Source organism: Pseudomonas sp. PSKL.D1 (genome assembly GCF_028898945.1).
GTDB lineage: Bacteria > Pseudomonadota > Gammaproteobacteria > Pseudomonadales > Pseudomonadaceae > Aquipseudomonas.
Genome location: NZ_CP118607.1, coordinates 3574654 through 3588017 on the forward strand (window position 1 = coordinate 3574654; position 13364 = coordinate 3588017).

Below are 13364 nucleotides of genomic sequence, written 5' to 3' on the forward strand. Positions count from 1 at the left end.
CCTTTATTGGCTTCTACCGGTAATGACCAGCGAGCAAAAAAAAGGGGACAGGCTCAGGCACGATTTTCTCGCGCGGCCAGCGTCACCCAGTAACGGGTGCGCGTGTGCACCGCCACTGGCAGGCTGGCTGCCAGCAACTGCAACGCCCGGTCGGTATCGTCCAGGCGGAAGGTGCCGGTGACGCGTAACGCTTCCAGCTCGGGCGCCCAACGCAGCACGCCAGGGCGGTAACGGCGCAGTTCTCGCAGCAGGTCGCCCAAGGGGCGGTCGTCCAGCCTGAGCACGCCGTCACGCCAGCCGAGCAACATATCGTCCAGTGGGCTGACACCTGCGAAGCCACCTGCGTGCAGGGTAGCCTGCCTCCCGGCCTGCAACGCAATTGCGGGCCCCTGCAGTGGCTGGAAGCTCGCCACGCCGTTGATCACCACAAGCTGGCAGGCAGCGTCGAGCAGGCGCACACACACCTGGGCGCCTGTCACGTTCACCCGCCCGACCGGTAGCTGCACGGCCAGGCTCACGCCAACAGGCACGGTGAGCGAAACCTCACCGGCCACCAGTTTCAATTGCCGCGCCGGCAGGTCGAGGTTGACGGCAGTGTCGGTGTTCAACTGCAAGGCAATGCCGTCGCTCAAGGTAAGTTGCCTGCGCTCACCGACTGCCGTGTGCATGTCGGCCGTCCAGGCATCGAGCGGTAGCTGGCGCCCAAGTATCCAGGCAGTCGGCAGCAATGCCGCCACGCCCAGTGCCTGTTTCAACAGGGCGCGCCGGCCTTGGTCCGGGCGGTCCAGGGTGGCCATCGCCAATTCGCCGGGGAGTTGCGCAAAGCGCTGGCGCAGCGATTGGGCCTGTTGCCAGGCGCTCTCGTGCAGGCTGCTGCTGGCGCGCCACTGCTCCAGCCGTTGGTGGTCAGCCGCACACGCCTTGCCAGACTCCAGCAGCGCCAGCCACTGAGCAGCCGCACGCACCGCCACCCGGGCGTCGTTGGATGGGGTTGCCATTACAATTGCGCCAGCAGGCAATGTTCGTACGCCTGCGCCATATAGCGTTTGACAGTGCGTTCAGACACCTGCAAGCGCTCGGCAATCTCGACGTAACCCAAGCCTTCGAGCTGGCTCCACAAAAACGCCTTGCGCACCGGTGCCTTGAGGCCATCAAGCAGTTCGTCCAGGGCCTGCAGGGTTTCCAGCAGTATCCAGCGCTGCTCCGGCGAAGGCAGGCTGGCTTCGGGTAACTGCGCCAAGGCATCGAGGTAGGCCTGTTCCAGGCTGCGCCGCTTGTGGAAGTTGCTCAGCAGGCGTTTTCCCACAGTCAGCAGGTAAGCCCGGGGTTCGCGGATATCGGCCAGCGGCTGGGCGCTGGCAAGCACCCGCAGGAAGGTGTCCTGGCTCAGGTCGGCCGCATCCCAGGCATTGCCCAGGCGCCGACGCAACCAACCTTCCAGCCAGCCCCGATGGTCACGGTACAGGGCAGGCAGGCTGTGCTCCGGTGGCGCGGCATCGATCATGGGCGTGGCTCGGCAATGGCGTAAATAGGAGTGATTCTAATTTACGAGACCTTGCGGATCCAAGCGGTTTATACGGCGACAAGTGACTAGAGCTGCATCAGCCGCGTTTTAAGGAAGTCGACGAAGCCCTGCACCGGCCTGGCAACCTGGCGATGCTGCGGATACACCGCCGACAACTGCAACGCCGGTGGTGTCCAGCCTTCCAGCACACTCATCAAGCGACCATCCGCCAGTGCCTGCCCGACGATGAATGTCGGCAGGTAGGTCACCCCCATGCCAGCAATGGCTGCATCCCTCAGCAGCTCGCCATTGTTCGCCCGCATACGGCCGGTAACCGCGATGCTCTGTACTTTGCCAGCCTGATTGAATTGCCATTGCACCTGCCGTGAATGCCCATAAGGCAGGCAATCGTGATTGGCCAAGGCGTCGGGCCGGTTGGGCACGCCGCGCGCCTCAAGATAACCGGGGCTGGCACAGTACACCCGTTCGACACTGGCAATGCGCCGTGCAATCAGGCTGGAGTCCTCCAGAGCCCCGATGCGCAAGGCCAGGTCATAGCCTTCGCCGATCAGGTCCACGGCGCGGTCGCTGAGGTCCACTTCCACATCCACTTGTGGGTGCAACTGCAGGAACTCGGTCAGCAGGCAACCCAGGTGGGCCATGGCGAACGACAGGGGTGCGCTCAGCCTCAATGTGCCGCGCAAGGCCTGAGCCTGGCCGCTGATGTCGTGCTCCACCTGCTGCATTTCGCCCAGCAGGCGTAGCGCCGACTGGTAGTACTGCTGGCCCAGCGGCGTGGCGTCCAGGCGCCGGGTGGAGCGGTTGAGCAAACGCACACCCAAACGCGCCTCCAACTGCATCAGGCGACGGCTGACCGACTGCTTGGACATGCCCAGGCGGTCGGCTGCAGCGGTAAAGCTTCCCGACTCAATCACCTGGGAAAAAATACTCATATCTTCGTACGGATTCATTGTCTTGCTCAGCGTGACAGTTAAACGCTTTATACCGGCTTTTTCCCGTAAACACATCTCCTTAATCTACACACAGGTCGCAGCGATGGCCCAGCAGGCCAGGCAAGACGCCCACTCCAAACACTTGCACAGAAAAGGATTCGCACATGAACATTGTCCACAAAACCCTCGCCGCCAGCCTGCTTGCGCTGTCCGTTTCCAACGCTTTTGCGGCCGGTAGCCCAGGCGTGGAGCAGCACACCCAAGCCTTCCTTGAAGCGCTGGAGAAAGGCGGTGGCAAGCCGCTTGAGCAACTCAACCCGAAAGATGCCCGCGCCGTACTGACCGGTGCCCAGGCTTCGGTGAAGGTCGACTTGTCGGGTATCGAGGTCAAGGAACGCACCATTCAGGCCAATGGCGAGGCGATCAAATTGCAGATCGTGCGCCCGGCCAATGTCAAAGGTGAGTTGCCGGTGTTCATGTTCTTCCACGGTGGCGGTTGGGTGCTGGGCGACTTCCCGACCCACCAGCGGTTGATCCGCGACCTGGTGGTCGGCTCTGGCGCCGTCGCGGTGTACGTGGACTACACGCCGTCCCCCGAGGCGCACTACCCCACCGCCATCAACCAGGCATACGCCGCCACCCAGTGGGTGGCCGAGCATGGCAAGGACATCGGTGTGGACGGCAAGCGCCTGGCGGTAGCCGGCAACAGCGTCGGCGGCAACATGGCGGCGGTGGTTGCACTCAAGGCCAAAGAAGCCGGCACCCCGGCGCTGCGTTTCCAGTTGCTGTTGTGGCCGGTGACCGATGCCAGCTTCGAAACCGGCTCGTACAAGCAGTTTGCCGAAGGGCACTTCCTGACCACCGGGATGATGAAATGGTTCTGGGACAACTACACCACCGACGCCAAAGCCCGCGAGCAGATCTACGCCTCGCCACTGCGGGCCAGCAGCGAGCAGCTCAAAGGCTTGCCGCCAGCGCTGGTGCAAACGGCCGAGTTCGATGTGCTGCGTGACGAGGGCGAGGCGTATGCCCGCAAGCTGAATGCGGCGGGGGTAACGGTGACCTCGGTGCGGTACAACGGGATGATTCATGACTACGGGCTGCTGAACCCGTTGAACCAGGTGCCGGCGGTGAAGGCCGCGATGCGGCAGGCGGCTGGGGAGTTGAAGGTGCATTTGCAGTAAGTTGGGAGTTACAAGGTCCGCCAAGGCGTAATGCTGTTCATTTAAGCTGTACATCGCCTGCATTGGGGCCGCTTTGCGGCCCCGGCATTCTTAAGTTAACAGCATTACCGCCAAGGCGGGTCTTTTGCTTTTATTGCGGCAAAGGCCCACAGGCTTCGATAAGTCTGCCATCAGTGCGGCTATCTACAGCTCCGTCTGCCCCTATGTAGATATCGGTAGTTGGCCACTTGGGTTTGACCCGAATGCAGTGCGACATCCCACGGTTGTTCCAATCAAACTCCATGAAAAATTGGTCGCTCGGGAAAATATGCCCGGCACCGCCCGTGGCTTCACCTGGGTAAATCTCACCTTTTGATATGTCGTGCTGAACATTCAGGATGTAACCGAGGCGCCCTTGGCCCTGGTCCGAATAGTGGAAACTCACCTGGGGGGTGGCGAAATACCAAAATACAATGGGTGTGAGCATTAGCACTGCTACCCAACGCCAGATCGGCCGTTTCGGTTTACTTGCAAATGTGATCACGTATGCCATCTCCCCAACTTGAACGTGGCAATGCTAGTACTTCTGCCATGAGTAACCTTGCCGTAATCCCGCCGGTTGGGTGATGCTTGTACAGATTGACACCAATACTGATTGCGACACGATCGCCTATGTCATCCCAAGCCCGTACCCCGTCGATATCTGCAGAGCGGTGAGGCCCTTTACGTTCATCCCACTTTTGAATTTTCCGAATGGAGTCTGAAGCAATCTGCTCAAGCCCCGCTCCATCCAGAAGAACGCTTTCCGACAGGCCACCAGCCCGCCCGACATAGCCATAATGGATGTTCGACCAAATGTCATAGAAGTAGTCAACTTCGCCTTGCTTCTGCCAAGCCCCTCCAAATTGTTGTCCGATGGCCGCCTTGTGATCCCATGGCCGGTTTTGACCAACCCTCTCAACCCAAAGCGCCATAGCAGCAGCGATATTTCCCTTCTCCATTGCCTGGAAATTAGGGGGTAAAAGGCGTGCGTACCAAGGGAGCTTTTGAAACGTTGCTTTTTCATCTTGCCCGTCAAAACTGGTCAGCTTCTTCATCTTTAGCACGGAAGGATGTGTGATATTGCGGTTCATTTCCCCAGCAATAAAGTTTGCCACCGCCTCCATCATGTCGAAATGATCGCAAGCACCAACCTTTGAAGTCTTTTCCGATGGCTCATATTTGGTGGGGGTAATGAAGCTTGTGCGGTTTGATATTTCCGCCGGACTCGCCTGCTCAGTGGGCGTAGGGCTAGCCGATTGTGCAAGACCTCCGATGGCCATGACCCGGTTACTGCCACTGGGGCAGCCGCAGGCGACCAACGCCCCATCTACAACGGTCGCACGCCCTTCGATCATGAACGACTGCACACCCTCGATCAGCGTGCCAACCTCACCGCACCGCGGACATGGCGTGGTCTTGTCCCCCTGGCGAAGCACTTGGCAGCCTTTGACCCGGTAATGCGGGCCGCTGGCCTGACAGGTGGCGCCCGTGGTGGTCAGGTCACCATCAACGGCTTGCTGCTTCCCTTCAATCAACATGAATCGCATGGTCTGTCTCCTTTGGCAAAGCCTGGAAACTAGCACCCAGAAAACCTTGAAAATCAAGCAAATATGGAATCAGACCAGCCCTACAACCCATGCAGAAACGTCCTACAAACCACACCCACTATAGTCACCTGTAGCGGGACAGTGATTCACTAAACAACCTATTTTTACCACCCTGAATTGACAGTAACCTTCTCCCATCACCAGCCCGGCGCCCCCTCAGCCCCGGCCTCAAAGGAGAACCCCCATGCTCACCATCCGCAACGCCCAAGACCGCGGCCTGGCCTTCCACGGCTGGCTGAAATCCTTCCACACCTTCTCGTTCGGCCACTATCGCAACCCCGACGAGCAGGGCTTTTCCGACTTGCTGGTGATCAACGATGACCGCGTCATCGCCGGTAAAGGCTTTGGCGAACACCCGCACCGCGACATGGAGATTTTCTCCTACGTGCTCGAAGGCGCCCTGGAGCACAAGGACTCCCTCGGCACCGGCTCGGTCATCCGCCCTGGCGATGTGCAATTGATGAGCGCTGGCCATGGCGTGGCGCACAGCGAGTTCAACCACAGCCGGGCGCAACCGGTGCACTTTCTGCAAATCTGGATCGTGCCGAATGTCAAAGGCGCGGCTCCGCGCTACCAGCAGCAACACTTCAGCGCCGAAGACAAGCGCGGCAAGCTGCGGTTGATCATCTCCCCCGACGGGGCAGAAGGTTCGTTGCAGGTACGGCAGAACGCCCGGGTCTACGCCGGGTTGTTCGACGGCGGTGAACAGGCAACCCTGACCCTCCCGGAAAACCGCCATGCCTATGTGCATGTGGCCCGCGGCAGCATTGAGCTGAACGGGCAGCGCCTGGTGGAAGGCGATGGCGTGCGGATACGCCAGGAGCAAGTGCTGCAACTGGCCAATGGCGAAGACGCCGAAGTGCTGGTGTTCGACCTGCGGCCACATGAGCTGCCCGGCATGCCATGAGGCCCTGGCAGACGGCGCGGGGTTTGCGTACAGATTTTCTGTATACAAACCCCGCCTCATCTGTTTACATTAGCTCCACGCCTACGACATCGGTCATCGCCGCTGCGTATTGCGACAGGCTCAAGCCATGCCCGCTACACACCTGCTCGACCCGCTCGGGTCTCTTCTGCAAACCCCGTTTGCCATCTACACCCTGAACGTGCCCCCCGGCCAGCCGCTCCCCAGGCCGGCGCCCTCGTACACGCTCGTTCACTGATCGCCCACCGTCGCCGCCCTTTGCCTTATTCCTCTATCGGCAAGGCACCCGCGCGCGTCGAGAAAACCATCCCACCAAGGGAGAACAACCCCATGCCCAAGACTCTACTGGTTAAAAACGCCGAACTGCTGGTAACCATGGACGGCGAGCGCCGTGAAATAAAACGTGGCGGCCTGTTCATCGAAGACAACATCATCAAGCAAGTCGGCCCCAGCGACGAACTGCCGCAAACCGCCGACGAAGTCCTCGACATGGCCGGCAAGGTGGTCATCCCCGGCCTGGTCAACACCCACCACCACATGTACCAGAGCCTCACCCGCGTGGTGCCGGCCGCCCAGGACGGCGAACTGTTCAACTGGCTCACCAACCTGTACCCGATCTGGGCGCGGCTGACGCCTGAAATGATCTCGGTGTCCACCCAGACCGCCATGGCCGAGCTGATTTTGTCGGGCTGCACCACCTCAAGCGACCACCTGTACATCTACCCCAACGGCTGCAAGCTCGACGACAGCATCCACGCAGCCGGCGAAATCGGCATGCGCTTCCACGCCGCGCGCGGCAGCATGAGCGTGGGCCGCAGCCAGGGTGGCCTGCCGCCCGACTCGGTGGTGGAAAAGGAAAGCGACATCCTCAAGGAATCCCAACGCCTGATCGAGGACTACCACGACGCCAGCCACGGCTCGATGCTGCGTGTGGTGGTGGCACCCTGCTCGCCGTTCTCGGTCAGCCGCGACCTGATGCGCGACGCCGCCGTGCTGGCCCGTGAGTACGGCGTGTCGCTGCACACCCACCTGGCCGAAAACGTCAACGACATCGCCTACAGCCGGGAAAAATTCGGCATGACCCCCGCCGAATACGCCGAAGACCTGGGCTGGGTCGGCCATGATGTGTGGCATGCCCACTGCGTGCAGCTGGACCAGCACGGCATCGAGCTGTTCGCCCGCACCGGCACCGGCGTGGCCCACTGCCCATGCTCGAACATGCGCCTGGCCTCGGGCATCGCGCCCATCCGCAAGATGCGCGACCACGGCGTGCCGGTAGGCCTGGGCGTGGACGGTTCGGCCTCCAACGACGGCGCCAGCATGATCGGCGAAGTGCGCCAGGCCCTGCTGCTGCAGCGCGTCGGCTTTGGCCCCGATGCCATGACGGCCCGTGAAGCGCTGGAAATCGCCACTCTGGGCGGTGCCAAGGTGCTCAACCGCAACGACATTGGCGCCCTCGCCCCAGGCATGGCCGCCGACTTCGTGGCCTTCAACCTCAACCATGTAGCCTATGCCGGTGCCCTGCACGACCCGCTGGCGGCGCTGGTGTTCTGTACCCCCACCCACGTTGACACCAGCGTGATCAACGGCCGCGTGGTGGTGAAGGATGGCCGTATCACCACGGTCGACCTGCCCCGCGTGCTGGAGCGCCACAACCAGCTGGCTTACCAGCTGGTCAGCGGCGAGTAACCTTGCCCGGGCCGCTGCGCGCGGCGGCCCGGGCCTTTCCCGATTGCGACTGAGACCGTGCTGTTAGACGCATCACAATAAAAAGAGCGAGCTACTCACCATGATTTCTCCCGCTTCACCTCGTCCCGAAGACGAAAACCTCGGCGTCGGCGCCAACGTGGCCTATGGGCTGCAACATGTGCTGACGATGTATGGCGGCATCGTCGCCGTGCCGCTGATCATCGGCCAGGCGGCAGGCCTGGCCCCGGCTGACGTCGGCCTGCTGATCGCCGCGTCCCTGTTTGCCGGTGGCCTGGCCACGCTGCTGCAAACCCTCGGCATCCCCTTCTTTGGTTGCCAGTTGCCCTTGGTGCAAGGCGTGTCCTTCGCCGGCGTGGCCACCATGATCGCCATCATCGGCGGCAATGGTGAAGGTGGCCTGCCCGTAGTGTTCGGCGCGGTGATCGCCGCCTCCCTGATCGGCCTGGTGATCACGCCACTGTTCTCACGCATCACGAAGTTTTTCCCGCCGCTGGTAACGGGCATTGTCATCACCACCATCGGCCTCACATTGATGCCCGTCACCGCGCGCTGGGCGATGGGTGGCAACAGCCAGGCGCCGGACTTTGGCAGTACCGCCAACATTGCATTGGCAGCCTTCACCCTGGCCACCGTGCTGCTGTTGAGCAAGCTCGGCAACGCCAGCATTTCACGCCTGTCGATTCTGCTGGCAATGGTCATCGGTACCCTGGTGGCCGTGGCCTTCGGCATGGCCGATTTCTCCCAGGTGTTCGAAGGGCCACTGGTGGCGATGCCCGCCGTGCTGCACTTTGGCATGCCGCAGTTCCAGGTAGCCGCGATCCTGTCGATGCTGATCGTGATCGTGGTGACCATGGTCGAGACGTCTGCCGACATTCTGGCCGTGGGTGAGATCATCGGCACCAAGGTGTGCTCCAAACGCCTGGGCAACGGCCTGCGGGCCGACATGATCTCCAGCGCCCTGGCGCCGGTGTTCGGCTCCTTTACCCAAAGCGCCTTTGCCCAGAACGTTGGCCTGGTGGCCGTCACCGGGGTGAAAAGCCGTTATGTGGTGGCCACCACCGGCCTGATTCTGGTGACACTTGGCCTGCTGCCGGTCATGGGCCGCCTGATTGCCGCCGTGCCCACCGCCGTGCTGGGCGGCGCTGGCGTGGTGCTGTTCGGCACCGTTGCCGCCAGTGGCATCCGCACCCTGGCTCAGGTGGACTACCGCAACAACATGAACCTGATCATCGTCGCCACTTCGATCGGCTTCGGCATGATCCCGATTGCCGCGCCGGGCTTCTATCACCACTTCCCGGCTTGGTTCGAAACCATTTTCCACTCGGGCATCAGCTCGGCGGCGATCATGGCGATCTTGCTCAACCTGTTGTTCAACCACCTGCGCGCTGGCAACTCCGACCAGCAGTCGGTGTTCGTCGCGGCCAGCGAGCGCACCCTGCGTTACCGGGACATTGCCGGGCTAAACGACGGGGATGTGTTCCGTGATGGCAAGCTGTTCGATTGCGACGGCAACGAGGTGCCGATTCTGGAGGGCGATGCGGAGCATGGAGCGCCGCGTCGCAGCCAAGAGGTTGAACACGCCCACTAAAAAAAAGGGCCGCATCGCGGCCCTTTCTTTTTACTCAAGCCTCAGCCCGCACCGCCGGGCTGTTGCGACGCATGCACCACACGCCCCAGGACACCCCGAGCACCGCCGCACACACCGAACCGGTCAGCACACCCAGCTTCGCCGCTCCCAGCACGCCCACATCCGTGAACGCCAGGTTGGCGATGAAGATCGACATGGTAAAGCCGATACCGGCCAGCAAACCGATCAGCATGATGCCCCGCCACGTGACGCCCGCCGGCAGCGCACACCAGCCCAACTTCACCATCAGCCAGCTGACCGTGACGATACCCAACGGTTTGCCGACCACCAAAGCCGCCACAACCGCCATCATCACCCAGTGCGGGCCCGCAGCACTCAAGTCAACACCCGACAACCCCACACCGGCATTGGCCAGCGCGAACAGCGGCATGATCCCGTAGGCCACCCACGGGTGCAGCGTACCCTGCACCCGCACCACCGGTGGCAGCAGTTCACGCTGGGCCAGGCGCAATTGCTTCAGCTGGCCGGTCACCTTGTTACCGGAGGCATCCACATCGCCAAGCAGCTCGTTGGTAAACCGCGAAATGGCGTCTACCGGGCGGTCGCGCATCGGCATCGACATGACCGGGGTCATCAGGCCAAGCACCACACCGGCCAGTGTCGGGTGAGCACCGGTCATCAGCATGCCGACCCAGGTAATGGCGCCCGGGATCACATACGCCCACGCCGAACCCACACCAATCTTCTGCAGGCCAACCACCATCAGCAGGCCGATGGCAGCCACGCCCAGGCCGCTGTAGTCCAGGCCGCCGGAATAGAAGAAGGCAATGATCAGCACGGCGATGATGTCATCGATGATCGCCAGGGCCAGCAGGAACACCCGCACATTGGAAGGGATGGACTTGCCCAGCAGCGCCAGCACGCCCACCGCAAAGGCGATGTCGGTGGCTGTTGGCACGGCCCAGCCCTGTTGCTCGGGCGGGGAGTGGTTGAATGCCAGGTAAATCAGGGCCGGCACGGCCACGCCGCCCAGTGCCGCGGCCATCGGCAAGGTAGCCTGGCGCAGGCTGGACAACGCGCCATCATGGATTTCCCGGCGGATTTCCATGCCCACCACCAGGAAGAAGATGGTCATCAGGCCATCGTTGATCCAGAAGTGCAGCGATTGGGAGAACACGAATGAGCCAACACCCAGCGTCACCGGTGTATGCCACAGGGCATCGTAACTGGCGGCAGCAGGCGAGTTGGCCCAGATCAGGGCAGCGATGGCGGCGATCAGCAGCACGATGCCACTGACGGCTTCGATGTGCAGAAAACGTTCGATATTGGCGAATGCACGCTGGGCGATTCGCTGGGCACGAGGCAGTTCTTTGTGTTGCATAGGCGCAAGGACTCCCGCAAGGCGGCCCGACCTGCGTAGTTTTTTAACCTGCTTCACTGCGTCATGCAGCTAGCACCCGGGGGCAATTCTACCGGATAAAACGCCTGCATTGCACCCACTGCCGGCAAACGTTCGGTTATCGAACAGTAGCCAAAATCGAACATTGACGCTCACGGCTCTACTGCGCACCATGCTGCGGCTTTGCGAACTCCCCTGCCTTGGGACAGATACGATCCAGAAACACCCGCCGTCCATTACAATTTCAAGAAACAGGTACCACCGCCATGCCCCGTTTTCCCCATGCCTCGATCGGCGACAAAGTCCGCGGCGCCTTCGCCGTCGGTAAAACCCGATGGGGCATGCTTGCCCTGGTGTTCTTCGCCACCACGATCAACTACATCGACCGCGCCGCCCTTGGCATCATGCAGCCCGTCCTCGCCGAGGAACTGGGCTGGACAGCGATGGACTACGCCAACATCAACTTCTGGTTCCAGGTGGGTTATGCCATCGGTTTCCTGGTGCAGGGCCGGTTGATCGACAGCGTTGGCGTCAAGCGCGCCTTCTTCGTTGCCGTGTTGCTGTGGAGCCTGGCCACCGGCGCCCACGGCCTGGCCACCTCGGCGGCCGGGTTCATGGTTTGCCGGTTCATCCTCGGCCTGACCGAAGCGGCCAACTACCCCGCCTGCGTGAAAACCACCCGGTTGTGGTTCCCGGCCGGCGAACGCGCCATTGCCACCGGCCTGTTCAATGCCGGCACCAACGTGGGAGCCATGGTCACCCCTGCGCTGTTGCCGCTGATTCTGACTGTATGGGGCTGGCAAGCGGCCTTCATCGCCATGGGTTGCCTGGGCCTGGTGTGGGTGGTGCTGTGGGGGTTGAAGTACTTCAACCCGGAAGACCACCCGAGCGTGCGCCAAAGCGAACTGGCCTACATCCAGCAGGATGCCGAACCGGAAAGCGGCCGCCTGCCGTTCAGCCACATCCTGCGCCGGCGTGGCACCTGGGCCTTTGCCGTGGCCTTCGCGATCACCGCGCCGGTGTTCTGGTTCTACCTGTACTGGCTGCCGCCGTTCCTGAACCAGCAGTACAACCTGGGCATCAGCGTTACCCAGATGGGCATCCCGCTGATGCTCATCTGGCTGACGGCGGATTTCGGCAGCATCGGCGGTGGCATCCTGTCCTCCTGGCTGATCGGTCGGGGCATGCCGGCCATTCGTGCGCGTCTGGTGTCGATGCTGCTGTTTGCCTGCACCATCATCAGCGTGGTGTTTGCCGCCCACGCCAGCGGCCTGTGGATGGCGGTGCTGGCCATCGCCGTGGCGGTGGGGGCACACCAGGCCTGGACCGCGAACATCTGGAGCCTGGTGATGGACTACACGCCCAAGCACCTGATCAGCACGGTGTTCGGCTTCGGCAGCATGTGCGCGGCCATTGGCGGGATGTTCATGACCCAGATCGTCGGGGCCGTTCTCACCGCCACGCAAAACAACTATGCGGTGCTGTTCACCCTGATCCCGACGATGTATTTCATTGCGCTGGTGTGGCTGTACTTCATGGCGCCGCGCAAGCTGGAAGCTTCCTGATGATGGCACCGGCTGCGCCGGTGATCGCGGCTGAAGCCGCTCCTGCAGGGATTGCGGAACGCCTGTAGGAGCGGATTCATCCGCGATCACCGGCGCAGCCGGTGCCATTGCGCACAACTGTTCTGGCCGCCTCCAGCGCCATCCGCGCCCGCTGCTCGGCACTCACCCCTTGCTCCAGCAACTGGCGCGTAGGGATTTCCAGGCTCAGCGGCAGGTTGGCGGGCAACCTTCTTAACAAACCAACCAGGTCGGCATCACCCTCCCCCGGGAAGCGCCGCTCGTTGCGGGCCTGGCGCAGGATCTCCTGCATGTCATCCGGCACCGGGCCTGCCACGTCGCACAATTGGGCATAGCGCATAGGCGGTGAAGCCAGATCCTCCAGCGAGGAGCGCGAGCGGTTGAAGTGGAAGGCGTCCACCAAAACGCAACCGTTGGCTTGCCCCGCGTTGGCCACGATACGCTTGGCCTGCTTCAGGTCACGAACGTCGGTCCAGGGCATGAACTCCAGGTGTGGGTAGATACCAAAACCGGCGGCCAGCTCGCACAGTTCGGCAAAGCGGGCGGTCAGGCGGGCTTCATCCGGATCGTTGCCTGCAACCAGCAGCTCCGTGCCACCCAGCTCGGCCCCTGCCTCCAGCAGGGGTGAAAAGTCATTTACCAGTGTTTCTGGCTTCAGGCGCAGGATTTCCAGGTCCAGCACCTTGATGCCGGTGTCGCGAAGGCGCGCGAGTGTCTGGCGGCGCAGGCCCGCATCCGCCACCAGTGGAAAATGCTGCTCCTCAAGGGTAGCGGGCGCCAGGCGCAGGCCTACATGGCTGTACCCCGCGCGAGCAGCAACCTCGACCATGTCGGGCGGAGAAAGCTCAAGCACGGTCAAGGCAGCCAAAGAGAAAATTCGGTCGGTCATG

Annotated in this window: 12 protein-coding genes; 5 read left to right on the forward strand and 7 right to left on the reverse strand. The window is 62.1% G+C overall.

The features are described from left to right. Positions 1-53: 53 nt before the first annotated feature. The 3 genes from PVV54_RS15885 to PVV54_RS15895 form a co-directional block, all read right to left on the reverse strand. Positions 54-998 carry a FecR domain-containing protein gene (locus tag PVV54_RS15885; RefSeq protein ID WP_274906170.1) on the reverse strand — a complete coding sequence of 315 codons (945 nt, stop codon included), beginning with the start codon at positions 996-998 and terminating at the stop codon, positions 54-56. Further along, on the reverse strand, positions 998-1504 hold the full coding sequence (locus PVV54_RS15890) for a sigma-70 family RNA polymerase sigma factor (protein ID WP_274906171.1): 507 nt from the start codon (positions 1502-1504) through the stop codon (positions 998-1000). Before PVV54_RS15890 ends, PVV54_RS15885 begins: the two co-directional genes overlap by 1 nt. An 86-nt stretch (positions 1505-1590) precedes the next feature. Continuing rightward, complete coding sequence (locus tag PVV54_RS15895) at positions 1591-2475, reverse strand: LysR family transcriptional regulator (protein WP_274906172.1); 885 nt, start codon at positions 2473-2475, stop codon at positions 1591-1593. A gap of 146 nt (positions 2476-2621) precedes the next feature. On the opposite strand from PVV54_RS15895, the gene PVV54_RS15900 reads away from it, so the two are divergent. Further along, positions 2622-3641: an alpha/beta hydrolase gene (locus PVV54_RS15900; RefSeq protein WP_274906173.1), complete on the forward strand. Its 1020-nt coding sequence runs from the start codon at positions 2622-2624 to the stop codon at positions 3639-3641. A 130-nt stretch (positions 3642-3771) separates the two neighbouring features. Here the strand turns inward: PVV54_RS15900 and PVV54_RS15905 are convergent, their stop codons facing one another. Beyond that, positions 3772-4173: a hypothetical protein gene (locus PVV54_RS15905; protein WP_274906174.1), complete on the reverse strand. Its 402-nt coding sequence runs from the start codon at positions 4171-4173 to the stop codon at positions 3772-3774. Next, entirely contained in the window at positions 4145-5209 is a 1065-nt protein-coding gene (locus tag PVV54_RS15910; RefSeq protein ID WP_274906175.1) for a polymorphic toxin type 44 domain-containing protein, read from the reverse strand. Before PVV54_RS15910 ends, PVV54_RS15905 begins: the two co-directional genes overlap by 29 nt. A gap of 244 nt (positions 5210-5453) precedes the next feature. Here PVV54_RS15910 and PVV54_RS15915 point away from each other — a divergent pair, with 244 nt between their 5' ends. The 3 genes from PVV54_RS15915 (at position 5454) to PVV54_RS15925 (ending at position 9492) form a co-directional block, all read left to right on the forward strand. Next, entirely contained in the window at positions 5454-6176 is a 723-nt protein-coding gene (locus PVV54_RS15915; RefSeq protein WP_274906176.1) for a pirin family protein, read from the forward strand. A gap of 348 nt (positions 6177-6524) precedes the next feature. Continuing rightward, entirely contained in the window at positions 6525-7883 is a 1359-nt protein-coding gene (locus PVV54_RS15920; RefSeq protein WP_274906177.1) for an 8-oxoguanine deaminase, read from the forward strand. Between the two features lie 100 nt (positions 7884-7983). Then, positions 7984-9492, forward strand: coding sequence for a nucleobase:cation symporter-2 family protein (locus tag PVV54_RS15925; RefSeq protein WP_274906178.1), 1509 nt, complete (start codon positions 7984-7986; stop codon positions 9490-9492). 34 nt (positions 9493-9526) lie between these two features. Here PVV54_RS15925 and nhaA read toward each other — a convergent pair whose 3' ends face one another. Beyond that, positions 9527-10873, reverse strand: a complete 1347-nt coding sequence (gene nhaA, locus PVV54_RS15930) for a Na+/H+ antiporter NhaA (protein ID WP_274906179.1) — start codon at positions 10871-10873, stop codon at positions 9527-9529. 284 nt (positions 10874-11157) lie between these two features. Between nhaA and PVV54_RS15935 the strand changes: the two genes are divergently transcribed. Further along, a complete protein-coding gene (locus tag PVV54_RS15935) occupies positions 11158-12456 on the forward strand; it encodes an MFS transporter (RefSeq protein WP_274906180.1) in 1299 nt (432 codons plus the stop codon). Between the two features lie 76 nt (positions 12457-12532). Here the strand turns inward: PVV54_RS15935 and PVV54_RS15940 are convergent, their stop codons facing one another. Further along, positions 12533-13363, reverse strand: a complete 831-nt coding sequence (locus PVV54_RS15940) for a sugar phosphate isomerase/epimerase family protein (protein ID WP_274906181.1) — start codon at positions 13361-13363, stop codon at positions 12533-12535. Between the last annotated feature and the right edge of the window lies 1 nt (position 13364).